The following is a 22318-nucleotide window of genomic DNA, read 5'->3' on the forward strand; positions in this document are numbered from 1 at the left end:
CTCCCGATATGCCCTCAGCCGGCGGGTTTGACCGCCACGAGGTCGATCAGCGCAGACACCCCCTTGTGCCCGTGACCCTCGTCAAGCTCTGCCTCGTAGCTTTCCAGCACCCGGATTTCGAGCCCGGCGAAGGCCTCGCGCAGCAGCGCTTCGGTATAGAGGTTCTCAAGCGCCTTCGGCCCGCCGGTGCCATGGTCGAGCTGCTTCGGCGTATAGCCGTGCAGCATCAGCACGCCGCCAGGCCGCAGCACCCGCACCATGCGCCCGAAGAGTCGCGCCCGCGCCTCGGGACCGACGAACTGGATGAACACGCCGAGCACGAGATCATAGGCGGCCTCGGGCCAATCCCACGCCTCGAGATCGGCGACCTGATAGTCGACCTCGACCCCGGCCTCCTGCGCCAGTTTGCGTGCCTTGGCGATCGCCGAGGGCGCGCCGTCCCATGCGGTGACCGAAAGCCCCTTCTGCGCGAGGAAGACCGAGTTGCGCCCCTCTCCATCGGCCACCGACAGCGCGCTTGCACCGGGCGTCAGCCACTCCGCGTGTGCGAGCAGGAACGCCGCCGGGGCGCGACCAAAGACGTAGTCCTCGGTGTTGAAGCGCTCTTCCCACATTCTGACGTCTCCCTGCTGACCTGCCGGAATGGTAGCCGGCCGCCGCGCCCTTGCAAGCGCGGGGCTGTAACCTTCCCCACCGGAAAGTCATTTGACGCCAGCCGCACGCCATTGCCATAAGCTCTGAAAAATTTGGCAAAACACTGCACTTACCCGGGAGGATCCCAGATGAAACCCATGCTAGCCGCCGCAGCCCTCGCGGCCGCGCTCGCCATGCCGGCCCTGGCCGATCCCGATCCCGCCGACTGGGATGCGGTGACCGCCGAGGCGCAGGGCCAGACCGTCTACTGGAACGCCTGGGGCGGCTCGGACGTGATCAACGACTTCATCACCTGGATCGGCGAGCAGGCCGCCGAGCAGGGCGTGACGCTTGAGCATGTGAAGCTCACCGACACGGCCGAGGCGGTGAGCCGGGTGCTGGCCGAGAAGACCGCCGGCAAGGACGAGGGCGGCGCGATCGATCTCATCTGGATCAATGGCGAGAACTTCGCCTCGATGAAGGAGCAGGACCTGCTGTTCGGGCCCTGGGCCGAGGCGCTGCCCAACCGCGCCCTGACCGATCCCCAGAACAGCGCCCTGAGCGCCGACTTCACCGTTCCGACCGATGGCATGGAAAGCCCTTGGGGTATGGCGCAGCTGGTGTTCTTCCACGACAGCGCCCGCCTGCCCGAGCCGCCGCGCACCATGCCCACGCTGCTGGCCTGGGCGCAGGCCAATCCCGGCCGCTTCACCTTTCCGCAGCCCCCCGATTTCCTCGGCGCAACCTTCCTGAAACAGGCGCTGATCGAGTTCTCGCCAGACATGATGGCGCTTGAGGGCCCGGTGGAAGATGCCGATTACGAGGCCACCACCGCGCCGCTCTGGGCCTTCATGGACGAGTTGACGCCGAACCTTTGGCGGCAGGGCCGCGCCTATCCGCAGAACGGCGCGCGGCTGGTGCAGCTTATGGCCGACAACGAGATCGACATCGGCTTCGACTTCAATCCCAACGCCGCCTCCAACGCCATCGCCAACGGCCAGCTGCCCGACAGCGTGCGCAGCCACGTGCACGACGGCGGCACGCTGGGCAATGCCAGCTTCGTCGCCATCCCCTACAACGCCAACGCCAAGGCCGGCGCCATGGTCGTGGCCGACATCCTGCTCTCGCCAGAGGCGCAGGCCCGCATGGCCGACCCCGAGGTCTGGGGCCTCGGCACCGTGCTCGACGTGGCCGCGCTCGAGCCCGAGCAGCTGCTGCTGTTCGACCGCATCGAGTTCGGCCCGGCGACGCTGAAGCCCGAGGAGCTGGGCGAAACCCTGCCCGAGCCGCACCCGTCGTGGATGGTGAAGCTCGAGGAGGACTGGACCGCGCGCTACGGCGTCGCGCAATAATCCATGTCCCTGCTGCGGCGCGCCCCGGCCCTGACGCTGCTGGTGATGCTCGGCCCGGTGCTCGCCGGGCTGGCGGGCACGCTTCTGCCCGCCTTCGGCATCATGCCGGCGCTGGGGCGGGTCGAGCCGGGGCTGATGCCATTTTCCGAGCTCGCCGCCTGGCCGGGGCTGCCGCGTGCGGTGGCACTGAGCCTCGGTACCGGCCTCGGCTCGACCCTGCTGGCGCTGGCGCTAACCATGCTGATCTGCGCCGGCTGGCAGGGCACCCGCGCCTTTCGCTGGCTCGAGCGCGCGCTCTCGCCGCTCCTTTCGGTGCCGCACGCCGCCGCAGCCTTCGGCCTCGCCTTCCTGATCGCGCCCTCGGGCTGGATCGCCCGCGCGCTGGCGCAGCTGCTGGGTTGGGAGCGTCCGCCCGATCTGCTGATCCTTCAGGACCCGTGGGGGCTGTCGCTGATCGCCGGGCTGGTGGTGAAGGAGCTGCCCTTCCTGCTGCTGATGACGCTGGCCGCCCTGCCCGCGCTGCGCCCGGGCCAGAGCCTCGCCACCGCGCGCAGCCTGGGCTACGGGCGCAGCGCCGGCTGGCTCAAGACCGTGTTTCCGAGGCTCTACCCGCAAATCCGCCTGCCGGTCTACGCGGTGCTGGCCTTCTCCATGAGCGTAGTCGACGTGGCGCTGATCCTCGGACCGAACACGCCGCCGACGCTGGCCGTGCAGCTGCTGCGCTGGATGAACGATCCCGATCTCGCGCTGCGCCTGCGCGCTGCGGCCGGGGCGTTGCTGCAACTGGTGCTGACGCTGGGCGCGCTGGGGCTCTGGCGGCTGGGCGAGATGGCAGTGGCGCGGATCGGGCGGGCCTGGATCGAGGCCGGCGGACGCGCCCGGCACGATGCGCCGCTGCGCGCGCTCTCCTTCGGGGCGGGCGCGCTCTCGGCGCTGGCGATCATCCTCGGCCTAACGGCGCTCGGCGTCTGGTCGGTGGCGGGATTCTGGGGCTTCCCGGCGATGCTGCCCGACGCATTCACCGCGAAGAGCTGGATGAAGCAGGGGTCGCAGCTGCTCTCACCCGCCGCAGACACAGCGCTGATCGCGCTGGTCGCCACAGGGGTGGCGCTGGCGCTGGTGCTGGCCTGCCTCGAGGCAGAGCACCGCTTTGGCCTGCGGCCCTCGGCGCGGGCGCTGTGGCTGCTCTACCTGCCGCTCATCGTGCCGCAGATCGCCTTCCTGCCGGGGTTGCAGATTCTCGCGCTGGTGGGCGGGGTCGATGGCACGATCACGGCGGTGATCGCGGCGCATGTGATCTTTGTCCTGCCCTACGTGTTCCTGTCGCTGGCCGATCCCTATCGCGGCTGGGACCGGCGCAATGCCATCGTCGGCCACGCGCTCGGTGCCAGCCCGACGCGGGTGTTCTGGCGCCTGCGCCTGCCGATGCTGCTGCGCCCGGTGCTGACCGCCGTGGCGGTGGGCTGCGCGGTCTCAATCGGGCAGTTCCTGCCGACGCTGCTGCTTGGCGGCGGGCGGGTCCAGACGCTGACCACCGAGGCGGTGGCGCTCGCCTCAGGCGGGGCGCGGCGGGTGATCGGGGTCACTGCGCTGGCACAGACTGCCGCCGCCTTCCTGCCCTTCGCGCTGGCGCTGCTGATCCCGGCGCTGGTCTGGCGCAATCGGAAAGGACTGAAACATGGCTGACGGGCTGAGGCTCGACACGCTCGAGATCCGCCTTGGCGGGCGCTGCATGGTGGCGCTCGACGCGCATGTGGCGCCCGGCGAAGTGCTCACCGTGATGGGCCCGTCCGGCTCGGGCAAGTCGACGCTGCTGGCCGCGATCACCGGTGCGCTCGATCCGGCCTTCGCGCTCTCGGGGCGCATCCTGCTCGACGGTGAGGACGTCACCGCCCTGCCCACCGAGCGGCGAAGCATCGGCATCCTGTTTCAGGACGAGCTGCTGTTCCCGCATCTCTCGGTCGGCGGCAATCTCGCCTTCGGGCTGACGCCCTCGCTGCGCGGCCGCGCGGCACGGCGCAAGCGCATCGACAGCGCGTTGCAGGAGATCGGTCTGGAGGGCTTTGCAGCGCGCGATCCCGCCACGCTCTCGGGCGGGCAGAAGGCCCGTGTGGCGCTGATGCGCACGCTGCTGGCCGAACCCCGCGCGCTGCTGCTCGACGAGCCGTTCTCACGTCTGGATGCGGCGCGGCGCGGCCAGATCCGCGAGCTGGTCTTCGCCCGCGCCAAGGCCCAGCGCCTGCCGGTGCTTCTGGTGACCCACGACCGCGAGGATGCCTGTGCAGCAGGCGGTGCGGTGATCGAGCTCGGCGCCTAGAACCTCATCAGGAGGCGCGCTTGAGCCGGTCCTCGAGTTCCTTGGCGTACTCTGCCATCTTCACCCGGAAGCGCTTTTCGATGCCCGACTTTCCGAGCTTCATCGACTGCACCATCAACCGCGCCGACAGCGTCTTGGGCAGCAGCTCGACCTTCATCCCGACGCGGGTCCGGCTGCGCGACAGCGCCACGAAGTCGATCTGCGTCACGATCTCCAGCCCACCAGACACGGCGTGATAGCTGAGCGCATTGGGCGGATCGTATTCCGTCAGCGTGACATCGGTGGTGCGGGTCTTGCCACGGAAGCCGAACGTGGCCTGCCAGCTCATGCCACGGGCCGTGCCGGCCCCGCCCTCGGACGTGCGGCGCACGTCGATGCTGCGGCGCATGATCTGGCGCTCGATCTGCTCGAAATTGGTGGCCTGTGCAAAGACCTGCTCGAGCGGCGCCTCGATGTCCTCGCGGGTGGTGAATTCCATCTGCTCTCTGCCCCGTTCTGTCCGTGGGTGTGTTGGCGGTCAGTCTTGCCTCAATCCAGACGGTCCGCAAGCCAGTTGCGCAGCAGGAAATTCGCGATCGAGCCGCGCCTTGCAGGCTGCAGGCCCGGGTTCGAGCCGTCGAAGGCGGCGGCCAGTTCCTCGCGGCTGACCCAGCGCGCGGTCTCGATCTCGTTCGGGTCGATCTCGATCTCGTCACTCTCGGCCTCGCCATGGCAGCCGATCATCAACGACGCCGGGAACGGCCAGGGCTGGCTGGCCAGGTAGCGCACCGCGCCGACCTTGATGCCGGCCTCCTCGACCACCTCGCGGCGCACCGCAGCCTCCAGCGTCTCGCCCGGCTCGACGAAGCCCGCGAGGCACGAGAACATCCCCTCCGGCCAGCCCGGCGAGCGGCCCAGCAGGCAGGCATTGCCGCGGGTGATCAGCATGATCACCACCGGATCGGTGCGTGGGAAATGATGGGCACCGCAGGACGGGCAGATGCGCTGCCAGCCAGCCATGAACACATCGCTCTTGGTGCCGCAGCGGGCGCAGAAGCCGTGGCTCTGGTGCCAGCCAAACAGCGCGCGGGCGGTGGCACCAAGCTCGGCGTCGCGCGGGGTGAGCTGGGTCAGCAGCGCCCGCAGCTCGACGAAGTGCGCCCCGGGACAGGCCGGATGGGCCTGCTCGGTGCTGTCGAGGAAGCCGCCCTCGCCGGGCGCCTCGCCCTCCGGCTCCCAGCCCGAGATGTCATGGGAGAAGATGGCACCGCTGTCTTCGCGACCAAGGAACAGCGGCTCGCCGCGCGCCTCCGCCAGCACCGGGTGATCGAGCGGCAACCGGCAGAGGCCTGATCCGTCCTGCAACATCAGCACCTTGCCGCGCCAGAGCAGGATCGTGCGCGTCTCGGGGGCCTGCATCAGCGCCGCCAGCGCCGGAATGTCGCCGCGCAGCTCTGCCGCCCGGTCGAGCCCGGATCCGCCGAATGTCACCTCTTCCGCGTGTCTCATGTTCGCCCTGCCCCCTGTTCTGCGTCGCGCCGGCCCAAGGGTTCCCATGGCAAACCCGTCCGATCGAGCCAATCGGCCCATGGAATCCCATGACATGCCCGCCGCGACGTGGCAAACCTGTTTCCCGAGACCGCTTCCCCGACGGAAGCCTCTCCCGAAGGTTGAGTCCGGGCGTTTTGTCTTCTCGTGTGATCTTGGTGTTGGAAAACTGGACTAAGAGCGAATCGCACCAGCAGGAGAGCCCTCATGTCCCGTTTCCAACCTTCCGAACTCACCCGCCGTTCGTTCCTGGCGGGCACAGCCGCGGGCTCTGCCTTGATTGCACTGCACCCATATTCCGCCCGAGCCGCAGCCAACCAGGCGCATCTGCGGATCATGGAAACCACCGACCTGCACGTGCACGTGATGCCCTACGACTATTATTCCGATAAACCGGTCGACACGGTCGGCCTGTCGCGGACCGCCACGCTGATCAACGGCGTGCGCGCCGAGGCGACCAACTCCATGCTGCTCGACAATGGCGACTTCCTGCAAGGCAACCCGATGGGCGATTACGTCGCCTACGAGCGCGGCATGAAGGAGGGCGACACCCATCCGGTGATCGACGCCATGAACGCCGTGGGCTTCGATGCCGCCACCATCGGCAACCACGAGTTCAACTACGGGCTCGAGTTCCTGATGAAATCCACCGCCGGGGCGCAGTTCCCCGTGGTGCTGGCCAATGTCTCGAAGAGCCTCGGCGCCAACCCGCGCGAGGACGAGACGCTCTACAAGCCCTATGTCATCCTCGAGCGCCAGCTCACCGACGGGGCCGGCAACAGCCACCCGATCAGGATCGGCGTGATCGGCTTCACGCCGCCGCAGGTGATGAACTGGGACCGCAAGCATCTCGAGGGCAACGTTCAGGCCCGCGACATCGTCGAGACCGCCCGCGCCTGGGTGCCGCAGATCGTCGAGGAGGGTGCCGACATCGTCATCGCGCTGAGCCATTCCGGCATCGGTTCGGCCAATCACGAGGACGGCATGGAGAACGCCTCGGTGCCGCTCGCGGGCGTTGACGGCATCGACGCGGTGATGACCGGGCACAGCCACCTCGTCTTCCCCTCGCCCACCTATGCCGATTTCGCCGCCGTCGATGCCGGGGCCGGCACGATCCACGGCAAACCCGCGGTCATGGGCGGCTTCTGGGGCTCGCATATGGGCCTCATCGACCTGCTGCTCGAACGCGACGGCAACGGCTGGCGCGTGGTCTCTTCGACCACCGAGGCCCGGCCCATCGCCCAGCGCAACGAGGACCGCTCGGTCACCGCGCTGGTCGAGGACGCGCCCGAGGTCGTGGCCGCGGTCGAACAGGCGCATGAGGAAACGCTGGCCTATGTGCGCCGCGCCGTGGGCAAGACCTCGGCGCCGCTCTACAGTTACTTCGCGCTGGTGGCGGATGACCCGTCGGTGCAGATCGTGTCGAACGCGCAGACCTGGTATATCGAGCAGATGCTTCAAGGCACCGAGCACGAGGGTCTGCCGATCCTCTCGGCGGCAGCGCCATTCAAGGCCGGTGGCCGCGGCGGGCCGGAGTATTACACCGACGTGCCCGAGGGCGACATCGCGATCAAGAACGTCGCCGATCTCTACCTCTACCCCAACACGGTGCGCGCGGTGAAGGTGACCGGCGCCCAGCTCAAGGACTGGCTCGAACGTTCGGCGGGGATGTTCAACCGGATCGAGCCCGGCGCACAGGACGCAACGCTGCTGAACCCCGACTTCCCAAGCTACAATTTCGACGTGATCGACGGGGTGAGCTACCGGATCGACCTGTCGCAGCCGTCGAAATTCGATTCCGACGGCGCGGTCGTGGCCCCCGACGCCAACCGCATCACCGAGCTCACCTTCGACGGCGCGCCGGTCACCAAGGACATGGACTTCGTCATCGCCACCAACAACTACCGCGCCTCGGGCGGCGGCAGCTTCCCCGGCACCGGCGACACCATCATCTTCGAGGGCCCCGACACCAATCGCGACGTCATCGTGCGCTACATCGTCGATCAGGGCACCATCAACCCGAGCGCCGATGGCAACTGGTCCTTCGCGTCACTGCCCGACACCACGGTGCTGTTCGAGACCGGGCCGGCCGCGCGCGCCTATGCCGACAGCGTGCCGGGGTTGCGCCTCGAGGATGCCGGCGACACCGACGCAGGCTTCGCCCTCTTCCGCATCGCGTTGTGATCACCATCCCCGGCCCGAGAGTTCGGGCCGGGGTTGCGAATCCGTCACAAAGCCCCTAGATCACCCCTCGAGAGGTTGGCGCGGGCAGGCGCCTCGCCAACCCGGTCAGGTCCGGAAGGAAGCAGCCGTAACGAGCCCCGCTTGGGTCGTTGTCCAGCCTCTCACTTACGCTTTCACAAAGCGTACGAGCTAATGCTCTTCCCCCGAAACCTCTGTTCCCATGCTACGGGACGTCTGCTTTGTCATGAGCAGCGGAGCTGGACGCTCCATGAAAGCCCGACCGAGGCCATGCTCTCGCGCTGATTCTTGCGGGGCGCGACTCCTTGCGCCAGCCCACCGCAACATGCCCCGGCTCGAGCGGTTCTGCAGCAGACTGCCCGCGAGCCCACCGATTGCCGGGCTGCCGGGATGGCTCTGGTTCCAGAAGCCATTATCATCATGACAGCCCGGCGGAGACGCCGACAAACCCGGGCCCTAGGCGCCGGCTCCGCCTCTGCAGACACAGGAGGGCGATCGGCCGATTCGCAGGTGAATTCAAAGAGTCTCAGTTCGGGACAACTAGCGAATTTCCAATAATTTTTGGAAACACGCATTCCGTGTAAACCTGCCTCGATAAGAGCGGAATTCGGCCAATTGCCCCATGCTCGAGCGAGTTATCTGCGAGACGCTTCACGAAATAAGGCATAATCGTGACGGGCAACTTCATTCAGCCCCGGTACTTGTTTCCTCAGTAGTGAGAACTTTAGGCATGACTTACACAAAGACTATTCTGAACGCCGCAGCCATCGCTTTTGTCTGCGTCTTCACCACCCCGCAGCTTGCTATGGCAGACAAGGGTGGCATTCCCAACGCGAGCGCCTGCAACCCGGGCAACGCAAGCTTCTGCCCCAATGCCACGGTCCCCGAGATCGGGGCAGAAGGTGCCGCCGCTGCTGTGGCACTGGTGCTTGGAGCCCTCGTCCTCATGACAGCACGGAAGCGCCGTTCGGCCTGACCCCACGCTTGTCATGACTGTCGCAACTCACGGACAAACCACCGTTCGTGTTGCAACCGTTCCGGCGGTTCTGATCGCCGAGTACCTCTGCCTGTTCCTTGTCTTGGCTTGGCGCCACGACATCGACGCAGTCGAGGCCCTGCCAAGTTCGTGGCAGGGCCTCCTCTGGGCTGGCAGTGGATTTGCCGGAGCCATGATTGCAGCACTGGGCGCCTTCGCGGTGCTTTGGGACGGCAGCATCGCTGACCGCATGCGCGCCGCGCTTGCCGGCACGCGCCCGGTCACGGGCGGCAGCCTCTCTGTCCATTTCGCCAGCTATGCGGCGTTTGCCGGCCTGACGATCCTGATCCTTGCCCGGCCCGACGTGGCGGCGGACCTCGGCTGGCCATTGCTTGTCTTGTGGCTGGGCGTCGCGGTGAGCGTACCGACAAGCCTCGTGATCGCGGTGCTCGGTGCCTCAACGAAGGCTGTCCTGCGCGCCGCCGGTCCACACGTGGCGCTCGCCGCAGTGCTCGGCACCGCCACCGGCGTCGCCGCCGTCCAGATCCTTCCCTATTGGAGAGCGCTGTCGGATCCGACGCTGCGCCTCGTCACGGCGATGCTGGAAGCGGCCGGTTTCACGGTCCTCGTCGAACCGGCACTGCCCGGCATCCAGCTTGGCGATTTCGGCGCGCATATCGGCGCCACCTGCTCGGGCATCGAGGGTATGGCGATGATCACCGTGCTGCTCGCCGGCTACCTCTACCGCTTCCGCGAGGAGCACCGTTTCCCCCAGGCCCTGCTGGTGTTTCCCGCCGCGATTGCCATCTCCTTCGTGGCCAATGCCGCCCGCATCGCCATCCTGCTCTGGGTCGGAGACCGGATCGACCCGCAACTCGCGAAGGGCGCGTTCCATTCGATGGCAGGCTGGGTCTTCTTCTGCGGCATCAGCCTCGGCATCATCGCGACCCTGCGGCGGCTGCCCTGGATGACCCGCCATCTCCCTGTGGCACCGTCGCTTCGCGATGACAGTCTCGAGGTCACGGCCTACCTCCTGCCGTTCCTCGTGTGGCTTGCACTCTCGCTGGTCAGCGCCGCCTTCGGCCATCTGGGCGAGCTCGCCTATGGCCTGCGCGTCGCAGCTGTCGGCGCGGTACTCGTGCTCTACCGCGCGCCGCTGGCGGATGCGATCGGACGCCTTGGCCGGGTGCCTGCGCCGATCACTCTGGCGGCTGCCGCACCTTGGCTTTGCGGGACCGCCGTCTTCCTGTTCTGGCTCGCGCTTGCGCCAGTTGCGGAGCCGGCCGAAGCGGCCGCCCCGGCGACACTTACGGCACTCCCACCAGTGCTTCTTGCGCTGTGGATCGCCCTGCGTGTCATCGGCAGCGTGATCATCGTACCGGTCATCGAGGAACTGGCCTTCCGAGGGTATCTGCAACGGAGGCTGATCTCGGCGGACTGGCTGGCCGTCGCACAGGATCGCCTGACACCTTTCGCGGTCCTGGGAAGCGCCACGGCCTTCGGGATGCTGCACGGCGCATGGTTGGCCGGGATCCTGTCCGGCATCCTGTTCAGCCTGATGACACGGCTGCGGGGCCGCCTGATCGATGCCATCATCGCCCATGCCGTGGCCAATGCCCTGATCGCGATCTGGGTGATCGGCTTCGGACGCTGGGATCTCTGGTAGGGAACGGCACGGTGGCAGCTTCGACGCGCGGGCGAAATTGAACATAGCCGAGCGTCCCCGCTCCGCTCAGTCGCCGTGCCGGTGAAACACCGCCGCTTCCCGCTCGGCCGCCAGCGCCCAGCCCATCTGCGCCTCGGTCTCGACCGCACAAGGCCGCACCCCGCGCAGCCGTGACAGGGCCTCGTCCGGCGCCTCGCCCGCCTCGATCATCAGCCGCAGGGCCACCATGCCCGAGCGCCCGCAGCCGCCCCGGCAATGCACCAGCACCCGCCCGCCGCCCTGCAAGGCGTGCAGCGCGGCGCGGCTGACCTCGGGCCAACGATCTTCAAAGGCGGCGCAGGGCACGCCGAAATCCACGATCGGCAGGTGCTCCCAGCGCGCGCCGTGATCGGCGATGAAGCTGCCCACCGAGCCCGCCCCCGCAGCCTCGAACTCGGCGACGCTGACCAGCGAGATGACCAGCGAGGGCCGCCAGTCCGCCACGTGCTGGAGGTCACCCACGAGATCCCCGCCCGCCCCGGGAAGGGGCGAGATGGCGAGAATTCCGTCCAGAACCCTGAGCGCGTGCAGCATGGTCATACGGAGGCTCGATGCGTCGAACGTGTCATATGCGCCGATGCTGCCCGATTCGCCGCCTCTTGCGAACCTGCTTTCGCGCGCCGCCGAGCGGGCGCCACGCATCTGCAGGTCCTAGGCGGCGGCCCGGCACGGCATCACCCCTCCGCCAGCACGCGCCCCCGTGCCGAATATCAGCGCCAGTCCAAAGCCTCTGCCCGCACCGTCCCGACGCCCCCCGCCAGTGGAGCCGGCGCAGCCGGCCCGCTTTTCCGCGCCGCGCCCGGTTTACCTTGGAGGGCCGCGCGCATACCTTGGGTGCGTCCCGTCACCCGGAAGGCCCCCGATGTCCGAGCAATCGCCCAAGTACCAGGTTCTCGCCCGCAAGTACCGCCCCGAGACCTTTGCCGATCTCGTCGGTCAGGACGCCATGGTGCGCACGCTCAAGAACGCCTTCAAGGCGGGTCGGATCGCGCAGGCCTTCATCATGACCGGCATCCGCGGCACGGGGAAAACCACCACCGCCCGGATCATCGCCAAGGGCATGAACTGCATCGGCCCCGACGGCGAGGGCGGCCCCACCACCGAGCCCTGCGGCGAGTGCGAGCACTGCAAGGCGATCATGGAAGGCCGTCATGTCGACGTCATCGAGATGGATGCCGCCTCCAATACCGGCGTCGGCGACATCCGCGAGATCATCGACAGCGTCCACTACCGGGCGGCCTCGGCGCGCTACAAGATCTACATCATCGACGAGGTGCACATGCTCTCGAACAGCGCATTCAACGCGCTGCTCAAGACGCTGGAAGAGCCGCCCGAGCATGTGAAGTTCATCTTCGCCACCACCGAAATCCGCAAGGTGCCGGTGACGGTGCTGTCGCGCTGCCAGCGCTTCGACCTGCGCCGCATCGAGCCCGAGGTGATGATCTCGCTGCTGCGCAGGATCGCCACCGCCGAACAGGCCGAGATCACCGATGACGCGCTGGCGCTGGTGACCCGCGCCGCCGAGGGCTCGGCGCGCGATGCCACCTCTCTGCTCGACCAGGCGATCAGTCACGGCGCCGGAGAGACCACCGCCGAGCAGGTCCGCGCCATGCTGGGCCTCGCCGACCGTGGCCGGGTGATGGATCTGTTCGAAAAGATCATGTACGGCGATGCCCCCGGCGCGCTGACCGAGCTGTCGCAGCAATATGCCGACGGCGCCGACCCGCTGGCGGTGCTGCGCGATCTGGCCGAGATCACCCACTGGACCTCGGTGGTGAAGATCACGCCGGAGGCCGCCGAGGACCCGACGATCTCGCCCGACGAGCGCGCACGCGGCGAGACCATGGCCGCCAATCTCGGGATGCGGGCACTGACCCGCATGTGGCAGATGCTGCTCAAGGCGCTCGACGAGGTGGCGCAGGCCCCCAATGCCATGATGGCCGCCGAGATGGCGGTGATCCGGCTGACCCACGTGGCCGAGCTGCCCTCTCCCGAAGAGCTGCTGCGCAAGCTGCAGGACACCCCGCCGCCGCCTGCGCCGGGCCCCGGTGGTGGTGGCTATGCCCATGCCCCGGCCGGAGGCGGCGCACAGACGCAGGCCGGCGGCCACGTGCAGCCCACCCACCCCGCGCCTTCTGGCCCGGTCGCGACGCAGGGCAACGCGGTGCTGGCGGTGGCGGCCGATCACGCGCTGGCCCGTTTCCCGACCTTCGAGCACGTGGTCGAGCTGATCCGGGCCAACCGCGACATGACGCTTCTGATGGAAGTCGAGCGCTGCGTGCGGCTCGCTGCCTACCAGCCCGGACGGATCGAGTTCACCCCCACCAACAACGCCCGCGGCGATCTTGCCCAGCGCCTTGGCAGCGCGCTGCAGCGCTGGACCGGCAACCGCTGGGGCGTATCGCTGGTCAATGGCTGCGAGACGGCGACGATCTGGGAGCAGACCCACGCCGCCGAGCTGGCGATGAAGGCGGAGGCGGCGGAGCACCCGCTTGTACAGGCCGCGCTCGCGGCCTTTCCCAAGGCCGAGATCGTCGAGATCCGCACCCCCGAGGAAGCCGCGCAGGAGGCCACCGCCGAAGCGCTGCCCGAGGTCGAGGACGAGTGGGATCCGTTCGAGGAGGAGTGACCCGCCGGGGCCAATGCGACCGTCACGGAGACCGAATTGCAACGCCACGCCTTGATTCCACGCAAGGCAAGGCTCAACCGCCCATCACCTCGACCGTCCGCCTCAGCCCGTCCTCGATCCCGAGCGCGGGCGTCCAGCCAAGCAGCCGCTCTGCGCGCGAGATATCCAGCACGCTCGATTTCAGCTCGCTCTCCAGCGGCGCGCGCTCCAGCGTCAGCGCCCGTCCGGTGACCTGCTGCACCAGCGTCACCAGATCTGCCAGCGAGGTGCCCTGCCCGGTGCCGATGTTCAGCGTCGTGACCCGCTCGGGCAGGTCCGCCGTGCAGCTCCGCGCCACGGCGGCACAGAAATCCGACACGTGGACATAGTCGCGCAGGCTCTCACCCGTCCCGAAAAGCTTGAACGGCCGCCCCGTCGCCAGCGCGTCGAGCAGGATCGTCACCACGCCATAGCCCGGCCCCGCCAGCGGCGAGCCGTAGGCATTGGCCAGCCGCAGGATGGTCAGCCGGAAACCATAGCGGTTGGCGAGCATGACCAGCGCCTGCTCCACCGCCATCTTTTGCAGCGCGTAGAATGACTTGGGGTTGAGCGGGGCATCCTCCGGGATCGGCAGCGCATCGGTGTCGCCATAGACCCCTGCCGAGGAGACGTAGACCATGTGCCCGCGCCAGCCGCGCGCCAGCAACGCCTCGACGAACCGGGCCTGCGGCTCGATCTCGCGGCGGCTCAGTTCGGCGTAGTCCGCGAATGGCACACGCGGGCTAGCGAGCCCGGCGCAATGCACGATGGTGGCCTCGGTGTCGCGCTCCGGCAGCCAGCCGGGCGAAAGCACCTCGGCGGTCGAGATCTGCGGCAACCCCGCCGCCTGCCGCGGCAGGGCACGCCGGGCGACCCCGGTCGCATCATGACCCGAGGCGCGCAGGTGGTACAGGATCTCGCAGCCCAGAACGCCGGAACTGCCGGTGACGTAGATGCTCATCCCGGTCCCCTCAGGCGAACCGCACCGGCGACAGGGCGCCGAGGCTTCCATCGTCGATCGAGGCCGCACGTCCAGCGACGAGTGCCGCGGTCAACTCGGCCAGCGCAGGCGCGGTCTGGATGCCGTGCCCGCCCTGCCCGGCGAGCCAGAAAAAGCCCTCCGCCTCGCTATCGAAGCCGCAGACCGGGGTCTTGTCCGGCGCAAAACTGCGCAGCCCGGCCCAGCTCGAAACCATGCGCGTCACCGGCACCGTCACCGCGCTCTCGTAGCGGTACAGCCCCTCGGCCAGCACCATGTCGTCGGGCCACGCGTCCTGCGGCGGCACGGGATCGGCATCGGCAGGGCTCACCATGAGCTGCCCGCCCATGGGCTTGGCGTACCAGGTCTCGGCGATCGAGCCGAAAAGCGGCCAGAGGCCCACCTGGTGGCCCTCGGGCGCCGGCAGCACCGCCGCCGAGCGCCGGCAGGGCTGGATCGGGATCGGCTGCGCGCCGGCCATGCGCGCGATCTCGCCCGCCCAGGCACCGGCCGCGTTGACCACCACCGGCGCGGCGTGGGTCTCGCCGCCCGCCACGATCTGCCACAGCCCTGCCTCGCGGCTCAGTGCCGAGACCGGCGCCTTGCAGCGCAGCTGGCCGCCCCGCGCCCGGAACTGACGCAGGTAGCCCTGCAGCATGGCGTCGACGTCGATGTCGCGGGCCTCGGGTTCGAGAACCGCACCGGCAAAGTGGCCGGGTTTGAGGATCGGCACCAGCCGCTCGGCCTCGACGGCGCTCAGCCGCTCGAGCCCGGCACTTCCGGCGGCATACTCCTCGAGCAGGTCGAGCTCTTCGCCGGTCGCAAGCAGCAACTCGCCGCGCGGCGTCAGCAGCGGCGCCTCGACATCGATGTCGGGCGCCTCGAAGAAGCCCGCCGCCCGGTCGTTCAGCGCCCTGAGCGCCGCGTTGCCGTAGTTGCGGATGAAGATCGCCGCCGAGCGCGCGGTGGAATGCTGCCCCGTCCCCGGCTCGGCCTCGAGCAGCAGCACCTCTGCGTCTGCGGCAAGCGCCGCCGCGGCGCTCACACCGGCCATTCCGCCGCCGATCACGATGATGTCGGGCATGTCGTCTCCTTCACGTTCCGCCGCGCCGGGCTAGATGGCGCCCAACCGGGATAGACAGCCCGAGGGGACGGGGCAAGCGATGCAGACGAGACACACAGGCCAGCCTTTCATGGCTTGGCTGAAACGTGAACCGCGGGACGGGGCGCGAGATGCTATTCCCTTCCCTAGCGTCCACGATTGCACTGGGTTACTGTGGAGCGATCTCGCCCAAAGGGCGAGCAGCCCCATGGCCCGAGAAAGGAATTTTTCAGTGACCATCCGGCGCCTTGCTGCCGCCTCCGGCACCGCCCTCTGTCTCGCCTCCAGCCCCGTCGTCGCGCTTGATGACGTGAGGTTTACCAGCCCCTCCATGTCCGACGATCTGAGCGACCAGATCCGCAACAACTCTGCGCTGGCTGCCGCCGAGGTCGAGGCCGAAGACGGCCAGATCTCGGGACAGGACGTGCTCGCCGCGGCGCTGTCGGATTACGGCATCCTGCTCGAGACGCTCTATGCCAATGGCTATTACGGCGGTGTCATCAGCATCCTGATCGACGGCCGCGAGGCCTCGGAGATTCCGCTGCTCAGCACGCCCGACACGGTCGGCACCGTCACGGTGCGGATCGACACCGGTCCCTCCTTCGAGTTCGGGCGGACCGAGCTGACCCCGCTGGCGCCGGAGACCGAGCTGCCCGAAGCGTTCGCCCGTGGCGAGACCGCCCGCGCCTCGGTGGTGGGCGATGCCGCCGAGGCCGGGGTCGACGGCTGGCGCGATATCGGACACGCCAAGGCCGAGGTCACCGACCAACAGGTCACCGCCAATCACCGCACCAGCGAACTCGACGTGGCGATGCGCATCGCCCCCGGACCCGAGTTGCGCTTCGGCCGGCTCGACACCGACGGCTCCAGCGCGGTGCGCACCGCGGCGCAGCGGCGCATCGCCGGTCTGCCCAGCGGCGAGCGGTTCGATCCCGAAGAGGTTCAGGACGTCACCAACCGCCTCACCCGCACCGGCGCCTTCTCGAGCGTCACCGTGCGCGAGGCCGAGCAGCCGAACCCGGACGGCACGCTCGACATGATCGTCGACGTGGTCGACAACAAGCCCCGCCGCTTCGGTTTCGGCGCCGAGATCTCGTCGCTCGAAGGGCTGAGCCTCACCGCCTTCTGGCTGCACCGCAATCTCTGGGGCGGCGCCGAGCGGCTGCGCATCGACGGCGAGGTCACCGATATCGGTGCCTCCGGCAGCGACGCGCTCGATGCCAGCCTGACCGCGCGGCTCGAGGTTCCGGCGGCCATCGCCGAGCTCGGCCCCAATACCGACGCCTTCTTCGAGGCCTCGGTCTCGACCCTGAACGAGCCGACCTACTCGGCCGATACCGCCGAGCTGACCGCCGGTCTCACCCGGCGTTTCAACGACGACCTGACCGGCGAGATCGGTGTCGGGCTGCTCTATTCGCAGACCGAGGACGATCTTGGCGAGCGCGAGTTCCTGCTGTTCACGCTGCCGCTCTCGCTGACATGGGACAAGCGCGACATCGACCTCGACCCGACCTCGGGCTGGTATCTCGATGCCGAGCTGACACCGTTCTACAATCTCGACGGCGAGGGCCACGGCGCACGGCTCTTTACCGATCTGCGCGGCTATTACGGCTTCGGCGAGAGCAAGAGCACCGTGCTCGCCGGCCGGCTTCAGCTTGGCTCGGTGGTGGGCGCCGAGCTCGAGGACACCCAGCCCGAGTTCCTGTTCTATTCGGGCGGCGCCGGCACCGTGCGCGGCCAGCCCTACCAGTCGCTCACCGTCGAGTTCGACGGCAACGAGACCGGCGGTCGCAGCTTCCTCGGACTGTCGACGGAATTGCGGCAGGACATCAACGACACATGGGGCGTGGTCGCCTTCGCGGACGCGGGCTACATCAGCGAGGCCAGCGCCCCCGGCACCGAGGGCGACTGGCACGCGGGCGCCGGTCTCGGCGTGCGCTACTCGACCCCGATCGGTCCGCTCAGGGTCGATGTCGCCGGCCCGGTCTCGGGCGATACCGGCGAAGGGGTACAGCTTTACATCGGCATAGGTCAGGCATTTTGAAACGGTTTCTCCTCCTCCTCTCCCTGCTTCTCGGACTGTCCCTGCCCGCGATGGCGCAGGAAGACGACGAGGGCACCCGGCTTGAACGTCTGATCGAGAACGCGCTTTCGGGCGACGGCATGGACGTGACGGTGCGCGGCTTCCGCGGCGCGCTGAGCTCGCAGGCCACGATGGAGCGCCTGACCATTGCCGACGATCAGGGCATCTGGCTGACGCTGGAGAACGCCGAGCTCGACTGGAGCCGCCTTGCGCTGCTGCGCGGCCGGCTTCAGGTCGACGAGCTGAGCGCCGAGCGGCTGGACCTGGCCCGCCTGCCCGCCTCCGGCTCTGCCGCGCCGGCCCCGGAGGCCAGTGGCGGCAGCTTCGCGCTGCCCGACCTGCCGGTCTCGGTCAATGTCGGCCGCTTCGCCATCGACGCCGTCGAGCTTGGTGCGCCGGTGATCGGCGAGGAGGTCACGCTCAATGTCGAGGGCACCGCACAGCTCGCCGATGGCGAGGGCAATGTCGAGCTTGCCGTGGTGCGGCAGAACGGCCCCACCGACGCGCTGAATTTCACCGGCAGCTATGCCAATGACAGCCGCGAGCTGCTGGTCGATCTCGTGCTCGAGGAAGGCTCCGGCGGCTTGCTGACCACCAAGATGGGCCTGCCCGGCGCCCCGCCGATCCGCCTCGCGGTGCAGGGCGAGGGCGTGGTCGACGATTTCACCGCCGATCTCACGCTCGCCACCGATGGCGAGGACCGCTTTGCCGGTCAGGTCACGCTGGAAGGCGTCGAAGAGCAAGGCCACCGCTTTGCCGCCGATCTCGAGGGCGATCTGCGACCGCTGCTGCCGGAAGAGCAGCGCGCCTTTCTCGGCGACAACCAGCTGCTGCGCACCAGTGGCATCCTCGAGACCGGCGGCGCCATCGAGCTCGACGAGTTGACGCTCGAAACCGCCGCCATGTCGCTTGACGGCGAGGCGCGCATCGGCGCCGAGGGCTGGCCCGAGCGGCTGCGCCTGTCGGGCCGCATCGCCTCCGAGGATGGCAGCCCGGTGCGGCTCGCCTTCGCTCAGGACGAGACGCTGCTCGAACAAGCGACGCTGTCATTGTTCTTCGACGCCTCGGTGGGCGACGAATTCACGCTTGAGCTGGCGCTGCAGGGGCTCGACCGCCCCGAGATGTCGCTTCAAAGCGCCCAGCTCTCCGGCGCCGGCGTCATCGCCAAGAACGAGACCAGCAGCCTGCCCGGCGCGGTGCGCGGGCAGCTGAACCTCGACGTGACGGGGCTGGCCTTCTCGGATGCCTCACTGGCCGAGGCAACCGGTGACGCGATGACCGGCGCGCTGCAGTTCGACTGGCAACAGGGCTCGCCGCTCGAGATCACCGGCATCGACCTGACCGGCGCGGGCATTGGCGTGCAGGGCGACGTGGTGCTCTCGGGGCTGACCGAAGGCGCCGACCCGGCCATCGAGCCGGACCTCCAGATCCGCGCCGAGAATCTCGCTCGTTTCTCCGGCCTTGCCGGGCGCACTCTGGGCGGCGACGCCGATGTGCGCGTCTCGGGCCGGGCCGAGCCGGTCTCGGGCCGTTTCGACATCACCGTGGCGGGCAACGCCACCGATCTCGCCGCAGGCATCCCGCAGGTCGACGGCCTGCTGGCCGGCAACCTGACGCTTGACGCCACCGCGGCGCGCACCGAGCAGGGCACGTTCCTGCGCAACCTCGATCTCGACGGGCCGGGCATCGTCGTCACCGCCGACGCACAGCTGCAGACCGGCGCAAGCACCGGCCAGTTCGACCTCACCCTGCCCGACCTGTCGCTGGTCGATCCCGCGATGAGCGGCGCGGCCACGCTGACCGGCACCCTCGACGAGGGCGAAGACGCCTACGCGCTCGACCTCGTGGCCTCTGGCCCCGGCAACACCCAGTTCGACGGCGTGGTCACTGCCGGCAAGGGCGAGGATGGCGGCGTCGTGTCGGTGGGCTTCACCGGTGACGCTTCGGCGGCCGATCTTTCTGCCTTTGCCGCCATCGCAGACCGCCCGCTGGACGGGGCGGCAAGCTTTCAGGGCACCGGCAGCTACACGCTCGAGAACGGCTATTTCGACGCCGACGGGTCGTTGCAGACCCGCGATGTGGAGATCGGCATCGACCCGGTCGACGGGCTGCTGCAGGGCACCACCGACGCCGAGGTCAACGTGACCCGCGATGCGGACGGCATCACCATCCGCCGCGCCGAGGTCGATGGCCCCGGCCTCGAGATGACCGCCACCGGCACGCTGCTCGACGCCGGCAGTTCGGCGAGCTTCGACATCACCCTGCCCGATCTCACCCGGCTGCGTGCCGAGGGTCTCGCGGGCCGCGCCACCCTGCGCGGCACGCTTGAGGAAAGCGCCGAGGCCTACCTGCTGAACCTCGCCGCGACCGGCCCGGCTCAGACCCAGATCGACGGCAACGTGACCGCGACCAAGGCCGAAGATGGCGGAATCGCGGACGTGAGCTTCGACGGCACCGCAGCCGGCGGCGACCTGTCGGCCTTTGCCGACCTCGCAGGCCGCGAGCTCGACGGCTCTTTCAGCTTCGACGGCGAAGGCGCCTACGCGCTCGAGAGCGGCTATTTCGATGCCGACGGCACGCTCGAGACCAATGACCTTGCGATCGGCATCCAGCAGGTCGACGGGCTTCTGCGCGGAACCACCCGCACCGAGATCGACGTTTCGCGCGATGCCGAGGGCATCACCATCCGGCGCGCCGATGTCGACGGGCCGGGCATCCAGCTCACCGCCAACGGCAACCTCGTGGGCGACGGCAGCACTGCCACCTTCAACCTCACACTGCCCGACCTGAGCCCGGTCGCGCCCGGCATGTCGGGCAGCGTCTCGGTCTCGGGCGACCTGCAGGAAAGCGCCGAGGCCTACCGGCTCGACTTTACCGCACGCGGTCCCGGGCAGACCCTGGCCGGCGGCATCGTCACCGCGAGCAAGACCGACGAAGGCCAGATCGGAACCGTGGGCTTCGACGGCACCGCCTCGGTGGGTTCTCTGGCGGCCTATGCGCCGCTCACGGGGCAGACCCTGCGCGGCTCGGTGAGCTTCGACGGCGCGGGCAGCTACACGCTGGCCACGGGTGCATTCAGCGCCGATGGTACGCTCAACACGCGCGACCTCGCCACCGGCATCGAGATCGCCGACAGGCTTGCTGGCGGCAGCGGCAGCGCCGTGGTCTCGGCCAGGCGCGACGACGACGGCAACATCACCGTCGAAGAGCTCGACGTGACCACCTCGCAGATCACCGCCACGATGAACGGCACGCTGAGCCAGTCCGGCGACAGCGCACTGAGCTATGACGTGGCGCTGAACAATCTGGGCGTGATCGTGCCGCAGCTTCCGGGCCGAGCCACCGCCAGCGGCACGCTTGGCGGCTCCGGCAGCGGGCCGTGGCAGGTCGACACCCGGATCAGCGCCCCCGGCGGCACGCAGGCGACGGTCTCGGGCACGCTGGCGCAGAGCTTCGACAGCGCCAACCTGTCCATCGCCGGCAACGCGCCACTGGCGCTCGCCAACCAGATCGCCGAGCCCAACCTGCTCTCGGGCATGGCGCAGCTGAACCTGCGCCTCAACGGGCCTCTGGCACCGTCCTCGCTGGCGGGCACCGTCACGGTGAACGGCGCCGAGGTGGTGCTGCCGGGGCCGGGCCTCTCGCTCAACGGCATCAACATCAACGCCAATCTCGGCGGCGGTCAGGTGCGGCTCGACGTCACCGGCCAGCTCGCCACCGGCGGGCGTCTCGAGACCTCCGGCACCATCGGGCTGAACGCGCCCTACGGCGCAGACCTCACGGTCCAGATGCGCGAGCTGCTGCTAGAGGATCGCCGGCTCTACCAGGCCACCGCCGGCGGGCGGGTGACGGTGCAGGGTCCCCTGCTCACCGGACCGACCATCGGCGGCCGCATCGACATTGAACAGGCCGAGCTGCGCATCCCCGAGACCGGCCTCGGGCCGGGCAGCCGCGGCTTCACGCTCACCCATCTCTCCGAGCCCGCCCCGGTGCGCCAGACCCGCGCCCGCGCCGGATTGATCGAGACCGGCAGCTCCCGCGGCGGCCCCGCCTACACCCTGCCGCTCGATCTCGAAATCCGGGCGCCGTCACGGATCTTCGTGCGCGGCCGCGGCCTCGATGCCGAGCTTGGCGGCTCGCTGAGGATCACGGGCACTTCGCAGGACATCGTGCCGGTGGGCCGGTTCGATCTGATCCGCGGCCGGCTCGACATCCTCGGCCAGCGCCTTACGCTCGACACCGCGATCCTGCGCCTGACCGGTGATTTCGTCCCAACCATCGAGGTCGAGGCCACCGCCGAGCGCGACGGCACGGTGGTGACCGTGTCGATCGAGGGCGAGGCGACGGAGCCCGAGGTGACCTTCAGCTCCAACCCCTCGCGCCCCGAGGAAGAGGTGCTGGCCCTGCTTCTGTTCGGGCGCGACGTGACCGAACTGTCGGCGCTGCAGGCGCTGCGCATCGCGGCGGCGGTCAACACGCTGGCCGGTCAGGGCGGTGAAGGCATCGTCGGCAACCTGCGCAGAGGCTTCGGGCTGGATGATTTCGACGTCACCACCGATGACGAGGGCAATGCCGGGCTGCGTCTGGGCAAGTATATCAGCGACGATCTCTATACCGACGTGGAGGTCGATTCCGGCGGCGAGACGTCGATCAACCTGAACTACCAGATCAACCGAAACGTCAAGGCTCGCGCCAGTGCCGACACCGGCGGCGACAGCGGCCTCGGGATCTATTTCGAGAAAGACTACTGACCTCGCGGGGCGGGCCTTCGGGCCCGCGACCCTGCGGGTCGGCT

At 68.8% G+C, this 22318-nt stretch carries 15 protein-coding genes and 1 other RNA gene; 10 read left to right on the forward strand and 6 right to left on the reverse strand.

What is annotated here, in order from left to right:
• Positions 1-14 precede the first annotated feature (14 nt).
• The gene (locus tag JF542_RS21035) at positions 15-614 is read right to left on the reverse strand and encodes an SAM-dependent methyltransferase (RefSeq protein WP_207077304.1); all 600 of its coding nucleotides are present in this window, start codon (positions 612-614) and stop codon (positions 15-17) included.
• A 168-nt stretch (positions 615-782) separates the two neighbouring features.
• Between JF542_RS21035 and JF542_RS21040 the strand changes: the two genes are divergently transcribed.
• From JF542_RS21040 to JF542_RS21050, 3 genes are read left to right on the forward strand one after another with little or no spacing between them, the layout of a single operon-like run.
• Positions 783-1985 carry an ABC transporter substrate-binding protein gene (locus JF542_RS21040; RefSeq protein WP_007797150.1) on the forward strand — a complete coding sequence of 401 codons (1203 nt, stop codon included), beginning with the start codon at positions 783-785 and terminating at the stop codon, positions 1983-1985.
• 3 nt (positions 1986-1988) lie between these two features.
• Complete coding sequence (locus JF542_RS21045; protein WP_207077305.1) at positions 1989-3671, forward strand: ABC transporter permease; 1683 nt, start codon at positions 1989-1991, stop codon at positions 3669-3671.
• Entirely contained in the window at positions 3664-4302 is a 639-nt protein-coding gene (locus JF542_RS21050; protein WP_207077306.1) for an ATP-binding cassette domain-containing protein, read from the forward strand. The genes JF542_RS21045 and JF542_RS21050 overlap by 8 nt, the downstream gene beginning before the upstream one ends.
• A 7-nt stretch (positions 4303-4309) precedes the next feature.
• On the opposite strand, the gene JF542_RS21055 is transcribed toward JF542_RS21050, so the two are convergent.
• Both JF542_RS21055 and nudC read right to left on the reverse strand, forming a co-directional pair.
• On the reverse strand, positions 4310-4780 hold the full coding sequence (locus JF542_RS21055; RefSeq protein WP_007797141.1) for an SRPBCC family protein: 471 nt from the start codon (positions 4778-4780) through the stop codon (positions 4310-4312).
• 50 nt (positions 4781-4830) lie between these two features.
• On the reverse strand, positions 4831-5790 hold the full coding sequence (gene nudC, locus JF542_RS21060; protein ID WP_207077307.1) for an NAD(+) diphosphatase: 960 nt from the start codon (positions 5788-5790) through the stop codon (positions 4831-4833).
• Between the two features lie 246 nt (positions 5791-6036).
• Between nudC and JF542_RS21065 the strand changes: the two genes are divergently transcribed.
• From JF542_RS21065 to xrtE, 4 genes are all read left to right on the forward strand, one after another.
• Positions 6037-8013 (forward strand): bifunctional 2',3'-cyclic-nucleotide 2'-phosphodiesterase/3'-nucleotidase, encoded by a 1977-nt coding sequence (locus JF542_RS21065; protein WP_207077308.1) that lies wholly within the window; start codon positions 6037-6039, stop codon positions 8011-8013.
• Between the two features lie 69 nt (positions 8014-8082).
• An RNA gene (gene ffs, locus JF542_RS21070) (signal recognition particle sRNA small type) lies at positions 8083-8179 on the forward strand.
• 582 nt (positions 8180-8761) lie between these two features.
• Positions 8762-9007 (forward strand): hypothetical protein, encoded by a 246-nt coding sequence (locus JF542_RS21075; RefSeq protein WP_007797135.1) that lies wholly within the window; start codon positions 8762-8764, stop codon positions 9005-9007.
• Between the two features lie 193 nt (positions 9008-9200).
• Entirely contained in the window at positions 9201-10673 is a 1473-nt protein-coding gene (gene xrtE / locus JF542_RS21080; protein ID WP_207077309.1) for an exosortase E/protease, VPEID-CTERM system, read from the forward strand.
• A gap of 66 nt (positions 10674-10739) precedes the next feature.
• Here the strand turns inward: xrtE and JF542_RS21085 are convergent, their stop codons facing one another.
• Positions 10740-11252, reverse strand: a complete 513-nt coding sequence (locus JF542_RS21085) for a protein-tyrosine phosphatase family protein (protein WP_040545271.1) — start codon at positions 11250-11252, stop codon at positions 10740-10742.
• A 322-nt stretch (positions 11253-11574) separates the two neighbouring features.
• Here JF542_RS21085 and JF542_RS21090 point away from each other — a divergent pair, with 322 nt between their 5' ends.
• Positions 11575-13341: a DNA polymerase III subunit gamma/tau gene (locus JF542_RS21090; protein WP_007797125.1), complete on the forward strand. Its 1767-nt coding sequence runs from the start codon at positions 11575-11577 to the stop codon at positions 13339-13341.
• 73 nt (positions 13342-13414) lie between these two features.
• On the opposite strand, the gene JF542_RS21095 is transcribed toward JF542_RS21090, so the two are convergent.
• The gene (locus tag JF542_RS21095; RefSeq protein WP_207077310.1) at positions 13415-14320 is read right to left on the reverse strand and encodes an NAD-dependent epimerase/dehydratase family protein; all 906 of its coding nucleotides are present in this window, start codon (positions 14318-14320) and stop codon (positions 13415-13417) included.
• A gap of 10 nt (positions 14321-14330) precedes the next feature.
• Positions 14331-15422 carry an NAD(P)/FAD-dependent oxidoreductase gene (locus JF542_RS21100; protein ID WP_207077311.1) on the reverse strand — a complete coding sequence of 364 codons (1092 nt, stop codon included), beginning with the start codon at positions 15420-15422 and terminating at the stop codon, positions 14331-14333.
• A gap of 250 nt (positions 15423-15672) precedes the next feature.
• On the opposite strand from JF542_RS21100, the gene JF542_RS21105 reads away from it, so the two are divergent.
• A complete protein-coding gene (locus tag JF542_RS21105) occupies positions 15673-17484 on the forward strand; it encodes an autotransporter assembly complex protein TamA (protein WP_207077312.1) in 1812 nt (603 codons plus the stop codon).
• Positions 17481-22274, forward strand: coding sequence for a translocation/assembly module TamB domain-containing protein (locus JF542_RS21110; RefSeq protein ID WP_242533874.1), 4794 nt, complete (start codon positions 17481-17483; stop codon positions 22272-22274). The genes JF542_RS21105 and JF542_RS21110 overlap by 4 nt, the downstream gene beginning before the upstream one ends.
• Positions 22275-22318 lie beyond the last annotated feature (44 nt).

The sequence above is a fragment of the Salipiger bermudensis genome, from assembly GCF_017309175.1.
In the GTDB taxonomy this organism is placed as follows: Bacteria; Pseudomonadota; Alphaproteobacteria; order Rhodobacterales; family Rhodobacteraceae; genus Salipiger; species Salipiger bermudensis.

What these genes read in the sequence shown, in the direction of transcription:
- JF542_RS21095 (WP_207077310.1), bottom strand. Translation starts at nt 14,320, where the DNA reads ATGAGCATCTACGTCACCGGCAGTTCCGGCGTTCTGGGCTGCGAGATC.
- JF542_RS21045 (WP_207077305.1), top strand. Translation starts at nt 1,989, where the DNA reads ATGTCCCTGCTGCGGCGCGCCCCGGCCCTGACGCTGCTGGTGATGCTC.
- JF542_RS21075 (WP_007797135.1), top strand. Translation starts at nt 8,762, where the DNA reads ATGACTTACACAAAGACTATTCTGAACGCCGCAGCCATCGCTTTTGTC.
- JF542_RS21090 (WP_007797125.1), top strand. Translation starts at nt 11,575, where the DNA reads ATGTCCGAGCAATCGCCCAAGTACCAGGTTCTCGCCCGCAAGTACCGC.
- JF542_RS21085 (WP_040545271.1), bottom strand. Translation starts at nt 11,252, where the DNA reads ATGACCATGCTGCACGCGCTCAGGGTTCTGGACGGAATTCTCGCCATC.
- JF542_RS21035 (WP_207077304.1), bottom strand. Translation starts at nt 614, where the DNA reads ATGTGGGAAGAGCGCTTCAACACCGAGGACTACGTCTTTGGTCGCGCC.
- JF542_RS21050 (WP_207077306.1), top strand. Translation starts at nt 3,664, where the DNA reads ATGGCTGACGGGCTGAGGCTCGACACGCTCGAGATCCGCCTTGGCGGG.
- JF542_RS21055 (WP_007797141.1), bottom strand. Translation starts at nt 4,780, where the DNA reads ATGGAATTCACCACCCGCGAGGACATCGAGGCGCCGCTCGAGCAGGTC.
- JF542_RS21065 (WP_207077308.1), top strand. Translation starts at nt 6,037, where the DNA reads ATGTCCCGTTTCCAACCTTCCGAACTCACCCGCCGTTCGTTCCTGGCG.
- JF542_RS21100 (WP_207077311.1), bottom strand. Translation starts at nt 15,422, where the DNA reads ATGCCCGACATCATCGTGATCGGCGGCGGAATGGCCGGTGTGAGCGCC.
- xrtE (WP_207077309.1), top strand. Translation starts at nt 9,201, where the DNA reads ATGATTGCAGCACTGGGCGCCTTCGCGGTGCTTTGGGACGGCAGCATC.
- JF542_RS21040 (WP_007797150.1), top strand. Translation starts at nt 783, where the DNA reads ATGAAACCCATGCTAGCCGCCGCAGCCCTCGCGGCCGCGCTCGCCATG.
- nudC (WP_207077307.1), bottom strand. Translation starts at nt 5,790, where the DNA reads ATGAGACACGCGGAAGAGGTGACATTCGGCGGATCCGGGCTCGACCGG.